At 71.3% G+C, this 14,838-nt stretch carries 17 protein-coding genes; 9 read left to right on the top strand and 8 right to left on the bottom strand.

Features of this window, described 5'->3' with window-relative positions:
• Window positions 1-120 precede the first annotated feature (120 nt).
• The gene (locus ACFV6I_RS28210) at window positions 121-984 is read right to left on the bottom strand and encodes an NAD(P)H-binding protein (protein ID WP_380428310.1); all 864 of its coding nucleotides are present in this window, start codon (window positions 982-984) and stop codon (window positions 121-123) included.
• A 98-nt stretch (window positions 985-1,082) separates the two neighbouring features.
• On the opposite strand from ACFV6I_RS28210, the gene ACFV6I_RS28205 reads away from it, so the two are divergent.
• A complete protein-coding gene (locus ACFV6I_RS28205; RefSeq protein WP_380428308.1) occupies window positions 1,083-1,859 on the top strand; it encodes a TetR/AcrR family transcriptional regulator in 777 nt (258 codons plus the stop codon).
• 221 nt (window positions 1,860-2,080) lie between these two features.
• Here the strand turns inward: ACFV6I_RS28205 and ACFV6I_RS28200 are convergent, their stop codons facing one another.
• The 3 genes from ACFV6I_RS28200 to ACFV6I_RS28190 form a co-directional block, all read right to left on the bottom strand.
• Complete coding sequence (locus tag ACFV6I_RS28200) at window positions 2,081-2,674, bottom strand: DUF4291 domain-containing protein (protein ID WP_380428306.1); 594 nt, start codon at window positions 2,672-2,674, stop codon at window positions 2,081-2,083.
• Window positions 2,675-3,039: 365 nt separating this feature from the next.
• On the bottom strand, window positions 3,040-3,525 hold the full coding sequence (locus ACFV6I_RS28195; RefSeq protein ID WP_380428304.1) for a hypothetical protein: 486 nt from the start codon (window positions 3,523-3,525) through the stop codon (window positions 3,040-3,042).
• Window positions 3,526-3,769: 244 nt separating this feature from the next.
• A complete protein-coding gene (locus ACFV6I_RS28190; protein WP_380428302.1) occupies window positions 3,770-4,144 on the bottom strand; it encodes a hypothetical protein in 375 nt (124 codons plus the stop codon).
• A gap of 172 nt (window positions 4,145-4,316) precedes the next feature.
• Between ACFV6I_RS28190 and ACFV6I_RS28185 the strand changes: the two genes are divergently transcribed.
• The 3 genes from ACFV6I_RS28185 to ACFV6I_RS28175 all read left to right on the top strand — a co-directional run bounded on the left by ACFV6I_RS28185 (window position 4,317) and on the right by ACFV6I_RS28175 (window position 7,234).
• On the top strand, window positions 4,317-4,913 hold the full coding sequence (locus ACFV6I_RS28185; RefSeq protein WP_380428301.1) for a helix-turn-helix domain-containing protein: 597 nt from the start codon (window positions 4,317-4,319) through the stop codon (window positions 4,911-4,913).
• A 533-nt stretch (window positions 4,914-5,446) separates the two neighbouring features.
• Entirely contained in the window at window positions 5,447-6,013 is a 567-nt protein-coding gene (locus ACFV6I_RS28180; RefSeq protein WP_380428299.1) for a GNAT family N-acetyltransferase, read from the top strand.
• Between the two features lie 174 nt (window positions 6,014-6,187).
• On the top strand, window positions 6,188-7,234 hold the full coding sequence (locus ACFV6I_RS28175) for a glycosyltransferase (protein ID WP_380428297.1): 1,047 nt from the start codon (window positions 6,188-6,190) through the stop codon (window positions 7,232-7,234).
• Between the two features lie 173 nt (window positions 7,235-7,407).
• Here ACFV6I_RS28175 and ACFV6I_RS28170 read toward each other — a convergent pair whose 3' ends face one another.
• Complete coding sequence (locus tag ACFV6I_RS28170; protein WP_063352616.1) at window positions 7,408-8,013, bottom strand: NIPSNAP family protein; 606 nt, start codon at window positions 8,011-8,013, stop codon at window positions 7,408-7,410.
• Window positions 8,010-8,183 carry a hypothetical protein gene (locus ACFV6I_RS28165; protein ID WP_380346286.1) on the bottom strand — a complete coding sequence of 58 codons (174 nt, stop codon included), beginning with the start codon at window positions 8,181-8,183 and terminating at the stop codon, window positions 8,010-8,012. Before ACFV6I_RS28165 ends, ACFV6I_RS28170 begins: the two co-directional genes overlap by 4 nt.
• A 55-nt stretch (window positions 8,184-8,238) precedes the next feature.
• On the opposite strand from ACFV6I_RS28165, the gene ACFV6I_RS28160 reads away from it, so the two are divergent.
• A complete protein-coding gene (locus ACFV6I_RS28160; RefSeq protein WP_380428295.1) occupies window positions 8,239-9,213 on the top strand; it encodes a helix-turn-helix transcriptional regulator in 975 nt (324 codons plus the stop codon).
• A 277-nt stretch (window positions 9,214-9,490) separates the two neighbouring features.
• Here the strand turns inward: ACFV6I_RS28160 and ACFV6I_RS28155 are convergent, their stop codons facing one another.
• Both ACFV6I_RS28155 and ACFV6I_RS28150 read right to left on the bottom strand, forming a co-directional pair.
• Window positions 9,491-10,255, bottom strand: coding sequence for a DUF4232 domain-containing protein (locus tag ACFV6I_RS28155; protein WP_380428293.1), 765 nt, complete (start codon window positions 10,253-10,255; stop codon window positions 9,491-9,493).
• Between the two features lie 182 nt (window positions 10,256-10,437).
• The gene (locus ACFV6I_RS28150) at window positions 10,438-11,409 is read right to left on the bottom strand and encodes a LuxR C-terminal-related transcriptional regulator (RefSeq protein ID WP_380428291.1); all 972 of its coding nucleotides are present in this window, start codon (window positions 11,407-11,409) and stop codon (window positions 10,438-10,440) included.
• Window positions 11,410-11,759: 350 nt separating this feature from the next.
• Between ACFV6I_RS28150 and ACFV6I_RS28145 the strand changes: the two genes are divergently transcribed.
• The 4 genes from ACFV6I_RS28145 to ACFV6I_RS28130 all read left to right on the top strand — a co-directional run bounded on the left by ACFV6I_RS28145 (window position 11,760) and on the right by ACFV6I_RS28130 (window position 14,699).
• A complete protein-coding gene (locus ACFV6I_RS28145; protein ID WP_380346280.1) occupies window positions 11,760-11,894 on the top strand; it encodes a hypothetical protein in 135 nt (44 codons plus the stop codon).
• A 7-nt stretch (window positions 11,895-11,901) separates the two neighbouring features.
• On the top strand, window positions 11,902-12,243 hold the full coding sequence (locus tag ACFV6I_RS28140; protein ID WP_380346279.1) for a hypothetical protein: 342 nt from the start codon (window positions 11,902-11,904) through the stop codon (window positions 12,241-12,243).
• 118 nt (window positions 12,244-12,361) lie between these two features.
• A complete protein-coding gene (locus ACFV6I_RS28135; protein ID WP_380346277.1) occupies window positions 12,362-13,612 on the top strand; it encodes a VCBS repeat-containing protein in 1,251 nt (416 codons plus the stop codon).
• Between the two features lie 37 nt (window positions 13,613-13,649).
• A complete protein-coding gene (locus ACFV6I_RS28130; RefSeq protein WP_380428289.1) occupies window positions 13,650-14,699 on the top strand; it encodes a transglycosylase family protein in 1,050 nt (349 codons plus the stop codon).
• Window positions 14,700-14,838: the final 139 nt, after the last annotated feature.

The following is a 14,838-nucleotide window of genomic DNA, read 5'->3' as shown; positions in this document are numbered from 1 at the left end:
GGCTCTGGGCCGCCGTGGTCGGCGCGCCGCCCGGCCCCCCGGGCCCCCCCCGGGGGGGGGGGGGGCGCCCCCCCCCCCCCGGCCAGGACCGGGCACCGGCACCCGGCCGCTCGCTGTGGATCAGCTTTCGGACAGCTGTTCGCGCAGCACCGTGCGCAGGGTGACGGGCTCGCGGCCGAGCAGGGCGGCCAGGGTGGGGTCGGTGGTGGCGAACTCGTCGGCGCGGCTGGCGGCGAAGATGCCGAGCAGCTGGTCGGCGGTTTCCGCGGGGACGCCTTGGCCGGTCAGCTGCGTGCGGAACTGGTCGTCGGGGGCGATGGTCCGCGTGACGGTGCGGCCGGTGAGCTCGGTGGCGAGGGCGGCGACGTCGTCGAAGGTGAGCGCCTGTCGGCCCGTGAGCGGCGGCGTGGGGCCGTCGAAGCGGCCCTCGTCGGCCAGGATGGCGGCGGCCGCGTCCGCGAGGTCGGCGTGCGCGGTCCAGGCGACCGGCCCGTCCGCGGGGAGCGCGAGCCGGCCGGAGCGTGCCGCGTTGCCGAGGAAGTGTGCCGCGCTGGTGGCGTGGAAGCCGTTGCGCAGCGAGGTGAACGGCACGCCGCAGGTGCGCAGGGCCTCTTCGGTGGCGGCGTGGTCGCGGCAGGCCTGGAAGCGCGATGTCGCGCCGGCCCCCATCTGGCTGGTGTAGAGGATGCGACGGGCGCCCGCCGTGACGGCCGCTTCGATCGCGGTGCGGTGCTGCCTGACGCACTCCTCGCCCATCTTGTCGACGGAGACGACGAGCACCTGCGAGGCGCCCTCGAAGGTGTGCGCGAGGCCGGCGGCGTCGGTGAAGCTGCCCTGGCGTACCCGTACCCCTTGGTCGGCGAGGTTCTGCGCCTTCTGCGGGTCGCGGACGCTGACGCCGATGCGGGCCGCCGGTACGCGCGTCAGCAGCCTCTCGACGATCTGACGCCCCAGCTGTCCGGTGGCTCCGGTCACGATGATCATGGTGTGCTCCCGTGTCGCGACGAGGTGGTTCCAGTGGAAACACTTTCAAGGTATCACCGATAATAACGATGGAACCAGCAGTGCGGTATCGTTGATTCATGCCATCGCCTTCACGCGGCCGGGACGGCGCCACCGGCACCGCGTCCGCCATCGAGTCCGCCACGGCCGTCAGGTCCGACTCCGTGTCCCCGGGCCGGGAGCAGACCAGGCAGCGGGTCATCGAGGCCGCCATCGGCCTGCTGACGCGCGGAGGCCGCGACGCGGTCACCACCCGCGCCGTCGCCGATGCGGCGGGCCTGCAGCCGCCGGCCATCTACCGGCTGTTCGGCGACAAGGACGGGCTGCTCGACGCCGTGGCCGAGCACGGCTTCGCCGCGTTCCTCGCCACCAAGCACGTCGACCCCGACCCCCGGGACCCGATCGAGGACCTGAGAGCCGGCTGGGACGTCGCGGTCGAGTTCGGCCTGGCCAACCCCGCGCTGTACACCCTGATGTACACCGAACCCGCCGGGACCACCTCCGCCGCCTTCAAGGCCGGCATGGAGATCCTGATGGGCCGCATCCGGCGCCTCGCCGCCGGCGGCTGGCTCCGCGTCGACGAGGAACTCGCGGCCCAGATCATCCACGCCACGGCGCGCGGCGCCGTGCTCACCTGGCTGTCCCTGCCCCAGGACCGGCGCGACCCGGCCCTGCTGACCACCCTTCGGGAGTGCATGGTCGCCGCCGTCACCAACCGGCAGCCGGCCGTGAAGGAGCCGGGCCCGGCCGGCGCCGCCCGCGCCCTGCGCGCCGCGCTGCCCGAACAGACGAAGCTCAGCAGCGCCGAGCAGCATCTGCTGGGGGAGTGGCTGAACCGCCTCGCCGCCGACGGCTGATCACCGGCGGCTCGTGCGTTCCCGGCGGGGTGAGGCGGCCGCCGGAGATCCCGTGGCGCGGTCGCCGGCGTGCGCGCGCCGGTCGCGACGACGACGGAACGGGCAACGCCACCCCGGCCCCGGTGTCACCTGACGGTGCACCACGCCTCGGACCGTCGCGAGCTGCCCTGGCGGACGGCGACGGAACGAGTAGCCCGCGGCCCCGAGCGCTCGGGACCGGCTCAGCCGCGCAGGTGGTTCAGCAGCGCGTCGCCCGCCGGATAGGGGCGCTCGGCGGGAAGGAGCTGCCGGGCGGCATCCAGAGCACCGTCCCTCACCTGAGCCTGGATCGTGTGCGCGAGTGCGGTGACGTCGTCGATCGAGACGATCCACTGCTCCGCGTAGCGCTCGGCGGCCTCGCCGGCGAGGCCGAGCTGGAGCGAACGGTGGGGGAGCGGCTGAAGGTGCAGATCGCGTTCGGGATCCCACTGCACCCGGGCCGGGGCCCGCTTCAGCTGGCGCTTCCAGGTGGCGCGGTCAGGGTGCAGCCCGTGTTCGTAGTGGGCCAGGCAGGCGTTTGCCAGGGCCCATTCGAAGCCCGCACGGGTGATCTCGATCGCGAGGACGGTCTCCTGGCCCTCTTTGCCCGCCCAGCCGCAGCGGTACATCATCCACAGGAACGACGGTTTGATCCACGTCATTCGGTCCCTCTTCCAGGCAACCGGGAAGTGGCCGTCCTGTGCGGCGGGCAGGCCGATCTCCGGAGCGTACGCCTGGTACACGGTCACCGTGGTGGCCGTGTGGAGGGCGCGGATCCGATGCTTGGGTTCTGGCACGGTGACCAGGGTCGGGGTTCGGCGCGCATCGCGCCATCGAATTACCGGGCCGGAGGGGGCTGGTGGGGCGCTCGGCGGTTGCTGCGGCAACTGCGGTGAGCACGTGCTGGAGGTGTTCCCGGGTTCCTCCGCTTCCCGGCGGTGCTGGCTGGCGGGGGGGGGGGGGGGGGGCGCCCCCCCCCCCCCCCCCCGGCGGGGCACCGTTTTTTCGTGCTTTTCATGCTTTTCATGCGGTGGCGTGCGGCGAGCGGTGCGGCGGTACAGGCGCCGCATCACCCGACGCAGGCGCCGGGGGGCGGTGGCCGGACAGATCCTGGACTATCTGGCGGCGCTTGCCCGACCCTGGCGGTGCCCGATGGCCGGGATCAGTTCTTCCACACGCCCCAGTAGACGTCGGCGTTGTCGCCGGAGCCGCTCTCACGGGTGGTGCGGAAGACGCTGCTGGTGCCGTTCTCGTCGTAGCTGTTGGAACCGGCGTAGGGGTTGGCCCAGTGCAGCTGGACGGTGTTGTTGTTGCGCCAGCCTTCCTCGCAGCCGTAGGTGCTGAACGTCGCCCAGCCCTCGGTGCCGGTCAGGAACCCGTTGCTCTCCGACTGGAAGGTGGCGTCGCCGGTGTTCCCCAGGATCTGCGGCGGCTCCTGGCCCTGCGTCCAGATGCCGTGGGCCAGAGCGTAGCTGGTCCGGTAGAGCGAGCAGCCGGTTCCGTTGTGCAGGTGGACCGTGGTGCTCCGGGCCGCCTGGACGGTGGCCTGGGCGGTGACCGGGGCGGCCTGGGCGGTGCCGGTGGCGATGGTGCCGAGCCCGATGGCGCTTACCGCAGCCAACGCCGCGAAGCGTGCGGAGGTACGCATGGTTCCCTCGATTCCGTGTGCCTTCGGTGGGTGGCGCGGGCTGTGTCCCGCGCCGTGATGAACGATGCGCCGCGCCGACAGACAAACGATGGACGGCGCGGCCCGCGCCGTTCACCGCGCCGTTCGCAACGCCCGTCCATCGTTTGTCAGTTGGCTTGGTGTACGAGCACCCGGGCGGCCGCCCGTCCCGCCGAAGGCCCGGGAGTCGAGTGCCGGGACTGTCGCCGCTGCGGGACGTCCTCCCTCACAGTGGAGTGAGGATGTCCTGGTCCGCCCCGTCGAGGACGAAGCCGTTGTCCAGCCGGACCCGGACCGTCACCCGGTTCCCCCGTTCCCGGTGCGCGGTCCACTGCGGCTCCAGCGCGGCGATCTCCGCCTCTAGGCGCTCGCGGCTCGCCACCGGCATGGTGTGCCCGTAGTCCTCGAACAGCGCTTTGAGCCGCTGGTACTCGCGGACCTCATGGCTCTCCGGGAGTTCTCCGTCCACCCGCTCGACGGTGCCCTCCATCCCGGATCCCAGCGAGAGGAACCCGACGACGGCCCCGGGCTCCCCGGTGACCGCCTCACCGATCCCGAGATCCTCGGCCAACCTGACGCGCCGGCCTTCCTTCAGGGTCATCCGTCCTCTGCCTCTCCATCGATCGAGGCCGCCGGCGCCGCCGGCCCGCGGCCACGGCCATTATCCGCGGTCGCTGCACGGCGTACGGCCCCCGGTGGCAGGGCCTCCGCCGTCTCCCTTCCCCCTGTCTGTTGCGCCCCCCCGGTACCGCCCCGGGCCCGAGCAACGCTCCATGCCGTTTCGGCAACCTGGTGGCATAGCGAACGCGAAGAAGGACGTCCTGGACGCGGTCGGCCCCCGCCTGCGCGAGCTGCGCCGCCGGCGCGGAATGACGCTGGCGGAACTCGCCGAGCGGACCGGGATCAACGAGAGCACCCTCTCCCGCCTGGAGGGCGGCACCCGCAAGCCCACCCTGGAACTGCTGCTGCCGCTCGCCGAGGTCCACGCCGTGCCCCTCGACGACCTCGTGGGCGCGCCCCGCACCGGGGACCCGCGCATCCACCTGCGCCCGGTGGTCCGGGACGGGATGACCTACGTGCCGCTCAGCCACCCCGGCGGCGTCCAGGCCCACAAGCTCCTCATCCCACCCGCGCCCGGCATCGAGCCGGAACTGAAGATCCATGAGGGCTTCGAGTGGGTCTACGTACTCGCGGGGAGGCTGCGCCTGCTGCTGGGCGACCAGAGCCTGGTCCTCAGAGCGGGCGAGGCCGCCGAGTTCGACACCCACGTACCGCACTGGCTCGGACCCGACGGCGACCGGACCGTCGAACTCCTCGTCCTCTTCGGGCACCAGGGCGAGCGGGCCCACCTCCGAGCCCGCACCACCTGACCCGCACCCCGGCCGGACCGGCCCTCATGCGGTCGGCTCGGCAGAAGTCGCGGCGCCAGTAGGGTGGTTGAGCCGACGCAGGGTGGTGCCGGCCGATCGCGTCGAGTCACCGGAGGCTTGTACGGTCTTCGGTGTCACGCCAACGAGGTCATCGCGGCGGCGCACTTCCTGGGGGGATTCATGAGGCTTCGACGGCCTGGTCGGTCGGATCGCTCGAACGGCACGCCGATCGTGGTGGCGTGTCTGCTGGCGCTGGATGTCATCCTGTTCGCCGCCGTCCTTCAGGCCGCGCTTGGGCATGGGCTCTGCCCGGCCCTCGGCGGGCGTCAATGCGGCGGACGTACTGCTGTCCCTCGGTTGGTCGTCGCGTTCACGGCGACACTGGTCACCGGCGGCCTGTGCCTCTGGCGGCGGCGCCCGGCATCCGCAACCCTCCAGCTCGCCCTGGCCCTCCTGTTCGGCTTGTCGGCCGTCAGTACCCCCTGAGGGATATTCGGTGTTCTGCCGGCCCAAGAGGACACAGGATGGTGCGCATGACTTTGGCCACCCCCGTTCTGCACACGGCTCGCCTGCGACTGCGCCCCTTCACCGACGCCGACGCGGACTCCCTCTTCGCGCTGCACAGCAGCACCCGTGTGATGCGCTACTGGGACTCCCCGCCGTGGACCGAACAGGCCCGCGCCGAGCGCTTCATCGCGATGTGCCGGAAGATGGCGGACGAAGGCACCGGGGCGCGGGTGGCCATCGACCGTGCTTCCGACGGGGCCTTCGTCGGCTGGTGCGGTCTGACCGGATGGAATCCGGACTACCGCAGCGCGTCGTTGGGCTACTGCCTCGACGAAGCGATGTGGGGCCACGGCTTCGCGACGGAGACCGCAACCGCCGTGCTGCAGTGGGCATTCGACGCACTGGACCTGAATCGGGTTCAGGCCGAGACCGATACGCGCAACGTGGCATCTGCCCGGGTCCTGGAGAAGGTCGGATTCGTGCGTGAAGGGACGTTGCGAGAAGACTGCGTCGTGAACGGCGAGGTATCCGACTCGTGGGTGTTCGGGTTGATCAGGCGAGAGTGGCGGCCGTCGGCCGATTCGGGCCGGTGACACGCGGGGGCATTGCTGCCACCCTGGGCGTATGAGTACGGGCCAGGCCCAGCCGCTGTGCATGGACGTTGCTCCACGGCCCCGGGAGGGTGACGCCGCCTCCCTGGCCCAACCACCCACGCCCGTAACCCCCATGCTCTGGTCCCACCGATCGTTGTTTCTCCGGGAGGTACGGTGACCGGCCGAGTCATCTACGCGTCGTTCGAGTTCCAGTTCCCGCTGGGCGGCATTCAAGTGCTGAACCAGCAGGTCGCGCTGCTGCGGGCCGTCGGCGTCGAGGCGTTCCGTTGGACGCCCACGCCGGGATTCCGCTACACGTGGTTCGACGACGATGTGCCGACGCTGTCCGGCATGACCTTGGACCTCGGGCCTGAGGACGTGCTCGTGGTGCACGAGGTCAGCGTCGTCCCGGGGCACGACCCGGCGCCCGGCGGCCACAAGGTCATCTACTCGCAGGGGCACTACGTCAACTTCCTGACCTGCCCCGACCCGGGCCCGTATCCGGGCTGGTCGGACCGGCCGGCTCTGTGGACGATCTCGAAGGCGGGCGTCGACATGTTCCGCCGCGCCCTGCCCGAGTTCGAACCGCACCTGGTGCCGAACGTCATTGACACCGAGTTGTTCCGGCCGGCATCGACCGAGCGGGTTCGGCGCATCGCGTGGATGTCCCGCAAGCGCCCGATCGAGACCACGCTGCTCCGCCGTCTGCTGCACGCCGACCCGCGGTCCGAGGGCGTCGACCTGTACGACATCCACGCGGTCCCCCACGAGGAGGTCGCTCGCGTCCTGTCCGACACGTCGGTGTTCATCGCGTTGGGGGCGCCCGAGGGCGAGGGCTTCGGATTGCCGTTGGCCGAGGCGATGGCCAGCGGCTGCCTGGTGGCCGGTTACGCCGCCGGCGGCGGAGCGGAACTGTTCGACTCGCCGTCCGCGTGGCGGATCCCGGAGCTCGAAACGGATCGGTTGGCGGACAAGGCCCTTGAGCTGCTCGACCTGCCCGGCCAGGACGAGGTGCGGCGGGCGGGCCGTCAGTGGGTCGCCGACCGGTACACCACCCGGGCCGCCGTCGAGGCGCTGATCGAGGGCATCCGCCAAGCGCGGGCCCTCCCCGGTGGTGCGGCGACGGCCACCCATCCGGCCGCCTGGATGGACGAGTTGTTGAGGCGCTTCCCGGTGCCGCCGGAGACACACGCCCGGGTGGAACCACCGGCCGCTTCGTAGTGCTCCAGCCGGACTGCTCCATTCCCGCCGGCCAACGGTCTGGGAGCGGGGAGCGACGGCCCGCACCAGCGTGGTGCAGGCCGTCGCCACCTCGCACAACCCCGTTCCCGGCGGGTGGAGCAGCAGGTCGGCCGGATGTCGGCCTGCCCACCCACGGCCCTCTGCGACAGGCTTCAGCGGGAGTGTTGCGGCACGGGCGAGAGGTGCAGTTGCTGCGGGGCGGAGTGCAGGTGTGTCGAGAGGTCCGGCAGGGGGGCGGTGTCGCCGGTGGTGAACCACACGAGGACGTCCTCGCCGGCCCGTACGGGCAGGGCGGGGAAGTCGTTCTCCGCGTGTTCGGTGCGGTGAACCGCCAACGGCGGGGTCCGGGCGGCCAGTTCGGGGCGCAGGTGCCGCTCGAAGTGGTCGGCGAAGGCGGCGGGGTCCAGGGGGTGGCAGATGGTCGCGACGACCGGTCCGGCGTCGGCCGGGGTGGTGAAGCCCGGGCCGCGCAGCAGCAGGACGTCGTCCGAGTCCACCATCGTCGCGTTGGCGGCGTCCCGGTGCTCCTGCCAGACCGGCCCGTAGTAGAAGGCGTGCAGTGCCCGTGCCCGCGACGCCATGTCCGGGAAGCTGCGCAGCCAGACGAAGCGGTCCGGGTCGTCCAGGTCCCGGAACCGGCCGCCGACGGTGATGCCCACCGCCTGCTGTCCGGTCACGAACTCCCGCTCGAAGAGGGTGATCAGAGTGTCGCGGGCACCTGGGTGCAGGGTGTACTGGCGCAGTTCGACGATGCTCACGAGGCGTCCTGCAACTGGACACGGCTGAGCTCCGTGACCCGGTCGAGCACCCGGCTGTGTCCGCCGTTCACGGAGAACTCCTGCCCCCGGCTGTCACCGTCGGCCGGAACCCCGGTGAGTCTGCGGACGGCCATGCCCCGGGAACCGTGGAGGAAGTCGGAATCGATCATGGCCGCAGGCTAGAACCGGTCCACTGACACCTCCTGTCAGTGGATACTGACAGCCGTGCGCGCCAGCCGACTGATCTCACTGCTCCTGCTCCTCCAGAACCGGGGAAGGATGACGGCCCAGCAGCTCGCCGACGAGCTGGAGGTGTCGGTCCGCACGGTCTACCGGGACCTCGAAGCGCTCGGCGCCGCCGGGATCCCGCTGTTCGGCGAGGCCGGTCACGGCGGCGGCTACCAGCTGCTCGACGGGTACCGTACCCGGCTGACGGGCCTGACCGCCGATGAGTCGCAGGCCCTGTTCCTGGCCGGGCTGCCCGGCCCGGCGGCCGAGTTGGGCCTGGGCGAGGTACTGGCGGCCGCCCAGCTCAAGCTGCGGGCCGCCCTGCCGGCGGAGCTCCGCGAGCGGGCCGGGCTGATCCAGGAGCGCTTCCACCTCGATGCGCCCGGCTGGTACGGGGACGTGGACGAGACGCCGCACCTGGCGGCCGTCGCGGCCGCGCTCTGGGACCGGCGCAGGGTGTGGGTCCGCTACCGGCGGTGGAAGGCGCCCACCGAGGTGGAACGGCGACTGGAGCCGTACGGACTGGTCCTCAAGGCCGGCCGCTGGTATCTGGTCGCTGCCGCGGGCGGTGCCACCCCGCGCACGTACCGGGTCGACCAGATCCTCGAACTGCGAGAGCTGGAAGAGGAGTTCGAGATACCCGCGAGCTTCGACCTGGCTGCACACTGGCGGGACGGGCTCGCCGACTTCCATGCCCGACTGCACACCGCGGAGGCGACGGTGCGACTGTCGCCGAGCGGTGTCGCCCGGGGCCGCGAGCAGCTCGGCCGCGCGTTCGACCGGGCGGTCGCGGATTCGGGGGTGGCCGAGGCGGACGGCTGGACCAGGGCGTCCGTGCCCATCGAGTCCCTCGGCCACGCCCACGACGAGTTCCTGAGACTGGGCACCGACGTGGAGGTCCTCGAACCACCGGAGCTGCGCGCCCGGCTGGCCGCGACCGCCCGCGCACTCGCCGACCGGTACGGGGCCTGACGTGGGCGCATTCCCCTCCCTGCCCTCCGCCCCTGACGGGACGGGTGCCGGGTTGCCTGTCCGCTGGCCCGGGCCTGCCTGCCCGATTCGCTGGGGTCGATCCGCTGGGTCGCGCGGTGCGATGTGGTGCATCGAGACGCTTGACCGTTCCGGCGGGGCCATTTGGTGGTCGACGAGCCCGCCGAACTCGCCCACTTCCACCCGCTGATCACCGTCGCACCGGAACACCGACCGGGCCCGTGACCGACGGGCACCCTCCATGGTGGTGGTGCCGGGGCTACTTGCCGGCGGCTGCCATGGAGGTGACGGCGTCGGCGATGGTGGCGCGGTAGTTGCCCATGTGGGGGTTGAGGACGCGGGTGTCGGGGGTGAGTGGGAAGTTGTGGGTGGCGGCGAGGGGCATGTTGGTGTCGTCCTGGTCGGCGAGGACGTTGATCTCGTTGATGTCGGGGGTGGTGCCGGTGGTGGCGCCGCCGGGGTTGAGGTCGATGACGACGTAGGCGTTCTGGCCTGCGGGGACGGGGAAGCGCAGGGTGCCGCTGGCGAGTACGGGCCGGATGTTGTTGCTCTGGTCGCGGGCGGTGGAGTTGCCGAGGTTGACGCCGGGGGAGGAGCTGAGGCTGCAGGCGGTGGTGCCGGTGTTGTGGACTTCGATGACGCGCTGGCTGGGTGCTCCGGGGCGTGCGGTGACGTGGATGGAGAGGTTGCCGATGTCGCACGGGGTGGCGTCGGCGGGGGCGGGGGCGTTGCCGCCGCCGGGCCGGGCGCTGGTGGAGGGGCTGGTGCCGGACGGCGTGTGCGGTGCGGTCGTGGGGGCGTGCGACGCCGCGCCCGTGGCCGGTGCGGTCGGTGACCCCGCTGCGGGAGCAGCGCCGGTGGGGGCCGCGCCGGTGGGGGCGGGTGCGACGGCCGCGGTGGTGGGGGAGGCCTTCGGGCCGGCGGCCGGGTCGGCGTTGTCGGGCCCGCAGGCGGTCAGGACGAGTCCGGCCCCGACGGCGAGGACGGCGGTGACGAGCAGCGGGCGACGGCGGCGGACGGACATGGTGGCTCCCCGATGGCGATGTGTGCTGGCTTGCTGGACACCCACCATGACGGTTGGTCAGTGCATTTCGGTGGCACGCGTGGCGTCACAATCACCAGGACATCGCGAGGACCGGACTGTGACAATCCATCGGGGAGCTGCGGGTTGACACGGCGCACTTCGGGCCGGTCGGAGCCAGCCGGTCAGAGCCAGCCGTTCTGGGCGGCCTTGATGCCGGCCTCGAAGCGGCTGCTGGCGTTGAGCCGCTCCATGATGGAGGCCATGTGGCGGCCGACGGTGCGGGAGGAGATGCCCAGGCGCTGGCCGGCGGTGTCGTCGGTGAGGCCGGTGCCGAGCAGGCGCAGCAGTTCGCGTTCGGTGGCGGTGAGTCCGGTGGTGGGGTCGCCGGGGGCGGTGGCGCCGAGCGGGACGGCGGTGTTCCAGGCCTGTTCGTAGAGGTCGAGCAGGGCGGTGAGGATGCCGGGTTCGGTGACGTGCAGTGCGCCCTTGCGGTGGTCCTCGGGGTCGATGGGGACGAGGGCCTCGCGGCGGTCGGCGATGACGATGCGCTGGGGGATGGTGGGGGCGGTGCGGACTTCGCCGCCCTGGCTGAGCAGCCAGTGGGCGTACCCGGTGACGTGCGGCTGGTGGCGGGTGGAGTCCTGGTAGAGGGTGCGGATGGTGATGCCGCGGGCGAGGGCGCCGGCGTCTCCGGGGCGGGAGGAGTCGAGGTCTTCGGGCCGCTGGTTTCCGGGCTGGCTGCTGAGGGCTTCCGTGGTGGTGGTGCGGCTCATCTGTTCCAGGCGGTGGTGGACGGCGTCCATGCCCAGCAGGCGTTCGCCGTGGGCGGCGTGGTGTTCGGCGCGTTCGGCGACCATGCGGGTGACGGCGGCGCGGGACGCGGCGAGGGCGGCCTGGCGGGCGGCGAGGTCGGCTTCCTGGCGGGCGAGCATCTCGGCGAGGCCGACGGCCGGGTCGACGGCGCGCATCCGGCCGGGGTGGTCGGCGGAGGCGCGTACGAGCATGAGGGCGCCGAGTTCGTCGAGGCAGTCGTGGACCTGGGTGGCGGTGGTCGCGCAGCGCCCGGCTATCGCTTCGACGTCGGCGGAGGGGTGGTCGAGCAGGGCTTGGTAGACCTGCTCGGCGCGGGCCGATAGTCCAAGCGCCTGCAACATGGTGTCCCCCTTGTGTGATGATCCGTGAGCTTTCGTGGCTGTGACAGCACACGAAGCTTCATGATCCTTTCATGGGATGACACCGCCCTCAAGGTCGGATATCCGGCCTCGACGGCAGGCCGCGCCGTCCAGTTCTTGTCATGCCCGCGACAGTCTGTCCGGAGTCGGACAGGCCGATTGGCGACACCCGCAAGGCCTTCCGAGCCGCCCCCCGACCGGCAAAGCTAGTGATCGCCGCCAGGGAGTCAGCCAGAAAGTCAGCCCGGACGGCAGCCGGACGGCGCGTCGACCGCGGGACGCACCGATCGGAGAAATCCCTTCGTGCCAGCAACAGTTGAGGACAACCGATCGTGATCCAGACCCGTATCGCCAAGGCCGCCGCGGCCATCGCCATCTCGCTGGGCGCGCTGCTCGCCGCCCCCGCCGTCCTGTCGGTGAGCACCCAGGACACCGCCGTCAACGCCAGCTTCGGCTGGGGCGGCTGACCCGCGGATGGACGTCATCTACGCCGCCCTGCACCGCAGGCAGAGCACCGGGCCGGTTCCAGCCGGCGAGGCGGCTGAGGCGGCCGAGGTGACTGAGGCGGACAAGGCAGGTGAGGCGGCCGAGGTCCGCGCCGTCCTGTGGGCCCACGCCCGCCCCGACGACGGCCTCCAGCACATCACCGTCCGAAGCGAGGCCGACCGCGTCGACCTGCTCGTCTACCTCGCCAGCCGTGACCCCGCCGTCGCGGAGGACACCCTGAGCCGGGCCCACGTCCTGATCGCCCGAGGCCACCAGGCCTCACCCCTGATGCGCCGGCGCTACCAGCCACCGGCGCCCCCCGGCCGCTGAACCCGCGCCGCCGCTGAACCCGCACGACGCTGCCCGGCATCCGATGCCGTCTCGAACTCGCAACCAGTAACCCGCACCGCGCAACCCGCAACGCGCAACGCGCAAGAGGAGCTCCGCCATGCCTTCGTCCACGCTGTCCAGGCTCGCCCACGTCGCCCTCGCGGCCTCCCTCGCCGCTTCCGGTGCGATAGTTGCGACCGCCGTCACCACCACGGCGGCCCACGCGGCGACCAGTGCCGTCACCGCCGCCTCGTCCTCGATCGACGGCAAGATCACCCGCAGTGAGGTCATCCAGCGGGCGCAGTACTGGCTGGGCAAGTCGATCCCCTACAACCAGGGCGGCTCGTACCCGGACTCCAGCGGCCGCAACTACCGTACGGACTGCTCGGGTTACGTCTCCATGGCCTGGCACCTGGGCGCCGGCACCGGCCCCGACACCCGGGCCATCGAGGACTCCTACACCTACGGGATCCAGCGCAGCGAGCTCAAGGCCGGCGACGTCCTCAACAGCTACTACAACCACGTCCTGCTCTTCGAGAAGTGGGACGACGCCGCCCACACGACCTTCTCGTACTACTCCTTCGGCTCCACCCCGGTGAAGCACGTCACCGGCGCCTCCATCAACGGCACCCTCGACTCGCACCCCAACGGCGAGTACAAGGCCCTGCGCTACAAGAACATCGTCGATGACGTCCAGACCCGGGCCACGAAGGCCGGCGTGTACCACCCGTCCACCCAGACCTTCTACGAAGGCGACAACACGGGTTCCACGCTGGGCTCGGCGAAGTTCGGCAACGCGGGCTGGACCCCGTTGGTCGGTGACTGGAACGGTGACGGCGTCGCCAGCGTCGGCGCGTACGACCCGGCCACCGCGACGTTCTACCTCAGCAACGACAACAGCACCGCCGCCGGGACCGCGAAGTTCGGCAACCCGGGTTGGATCCCGTTGGTCGGTGACTGGAACGGTGACGGTGTCACCAGCGTCGGCGCGTACGACCCCGCCACTGCCACGTTCTACCTCAGCAACGACAACAGCACCGCCGCCGGGACCGCGAAGTTCGGCAACCCGGGTTGGATCCCGCTGGTCGGCGACTGGAACAAGGACGGCAAGGACAGCATCGGCGCGTACGACCCGACGACCCAGACCTTCTACGAGAGCAACGACAACAGCACGGTCGCGGGCTCGGTGAAGTTCGGCAACGCGGGCTGGACCCCGCTGGTCGGTGACTGGAACAACGACGGCGTCACCAGCATCGGCGCGTACGACCCGAGCACCCAGACCTTCTACCTCAGCAACGACAACAGCACCACCGCCGCCAGCTTCGTCTACGGCAGCCCCGGCGACGTCCCGATCGCCGGCCGCTGGTAGTCCGCCCCCAACCGACACGAAAGGAAGTCAGCTGAGCATGCCCGAGAACAAGTCGACCACCCGTCACACCGGTTACACCCGTCGCACCCGCTCGCTCGCCGCTGTCGCCCTGGGGGCGGCCGTCCTGTCCGTCGCCTCCCAGGCACCGGCCCAAGCCGCCTCGGTGGGCACCTGGGACAGGGTCGCCCAGTGCGAGAGCACCGGGAACTGGAGCATCAACACCAACAACGGCAACTACGGCGGCCTGCAGATCGCGCTGCCCACCTGGAAGGCCTACGGCGGCCTGGCCTACGCTTCCCGGCCCGATCTCGCCACCAAGAAGCAGCAGATCCTCGTAGGGGAGAAGATCCTCGCCGGCCAGGGCCCCGGCGCCTGGCCCAACTGCAACGCGGGCCTGAGCACCGACCACGCCAAGCCGTACTCGGACCGGATCGGCGCGTACGACCCGGCCACCGCCACCTTCTACGAGAGCAACGACAACAGCACCGTTGCGGGCTCGGCGAAGTTCGGCAACCCCGGTTGGATCCCGCTGGTCGGTGACTGGAACGGTGACGGTGTCAGCAGCGTCGGCGCGTACGACCCGGCCACCGCGACGTTCTACCTCAGCAACGACAACAGCACGGTCGCCGTGACCACGACGTTCGGCAACCCGGGTTGGATCCCGCTGGTCGGCGACTGGAACAAGGACGGCAAGGACAGCATCGGCGCGTACGACCCGGCCACCGCCACCTTCTACGAGAGCAACGACAACAGCACCGTTGCGGGCTCGGCGAAGTTCGGCAACCCCGGTTGGACCCCGCTGGTCGGCGACTGGAACGGCGACGGCGTCACCAGCATCGGCGCCTACGACCCGAACACCCAGACCTTCTACCTCAGCAACGACAACAGCACCACCGCCGTGACCGCGAAGTTCGGCAACCCCGGCTGGAAGCCCCTCGTCGGCGACTGGAACGGCTCCGGCAAGGACAGCGTCGGCGGCTACGACCCGGCCACCGCGACGTTCTACCTCAGCAACGACAACAGCACCGCCGCCGTGACGACGAAGTTCGGCAACCCCGGCTGGATCCCCCTCAAGGGAAGCTGGTAACCGCTCATCAAGGGAAGCTGGTAACCGCTCACCGACCAGCTCACCCGGACGCGAACCGGGGCCGGTGGCGGGCCTTGAGGACCGCGGCCAGCCAACACTGCGCACACCGGGCGGCGGCCTGCACCATGAGGTGCAGGCC

The sequence above is a fragment of the Kitasatospora sp. NPDC059803 genome, from assembly GCF_042732255.1.
In the GTDB taxonomy this organism is placed as follows: Bacteria; Actinomycetota; Actinomycetes; order Streptomycetales; family Streptomycetaceae; genus Kitasatospora.
Note: the sequence above shows the minus strand (reverse complement) of the source record. Positions and strands in the feature narration are given on the sequence as shown.

What these genes read in the sequence shown, in the direction of transcription:
- ACFV6I_RS28210 (WP_380428310.1), bottom strand. Translation starts at nt 984, where the DNA reads ATGATCATCGTGACCGGAGCCACCGGACAGCTGGGGCGTCAGATCGTC.
- ACFV6I_RS28205 (WP_380428308.1), top strand. Translation starts at nt 1,083, where the DNA reads ATGCCATCGCCTTCACGCGGCCGGGACGGCGCCACCGGCACCGCGTCC.
- ACFV6I_RS28195 (WP_380428304.1), bottom strand. Translation starts at nt 3,525, where the DNA reads ATGCGTACCTCCGCACGCTTCGCGGCGTTGGCTGCGGTAAGCGCCATC.
- ACFV6I_RS28190 (WP_380428302.1), bottom strand. Translation starts at nt 4,144, where the DNA reads ATGACCCTGAAGGAAGGCCGGCGCGTCAGGTTGGCCGAGGATCTCGGG.
- ACFV6I_RS28185 (WP_380428301.1), top strand. Translation starts at nt 4,317, where the DNA reads ATGCCGTTTCGGCAACCTGGTGGCATAGCGAACGCGAAGAAGGACGTC.
- ACFV6I_RS28180 (WP_380428299.1), top strand. Translation starts at nt 5,447, where the DNA reads ATGACTTTGGCCACCCCCGTTCTGCACACGGCTCGCCTGCGACTGCGC.
- ACFV6I_RS28165 (WP_380346286.1), bottom strand. Translation starts at nt 8,183, where the DNA reads ATGATCGATTCCGACTTCCTCCACGGTTCCCGGGGCATGGCCGTCCGC.
- ACFV6I_RS28155 (WP_380428293.1), bottom strand. Translation starts at nt 10,255, where the DNA reads ATGTCCGTCCGCCGCCGTCGCCCGCTGCTCGTCACCGCCGTCCTCGCC.
- ACFV6I_RS28150 (WP_380428291.1), bottom strand. Translation starts at nt 11,409, where the DNA reads ATGTTGCAGGCGCTTGGACTATCGGCCCGCGCCGAGCAGGTCTACCAA.
- ACFV6I_RS28140 (WP_380346279.1), top strand. Translation starts at nt 11,902, where the DNA reads ATGGACGTCATCTACGCCGCCCTGCACCGCAGGCAGAGCACCGGGCCG.
- ACFV6I_RS28135 (WP_380346277.1), top strand. Translation starts at nt 12,362, where the DNA reads ATGCCTTCGTCCACGCTGTCCAGGCTCGCCCACGTCGCCCTCGCGGCC.
- ACFV6I_RS28130 (WP_380428289.1), top strand. Translation starts at nt 13,650, where the DNA reads ATGCCCGAGAACAAGTCGACCACCCGTCACACCGGTTACACCCGTCGC.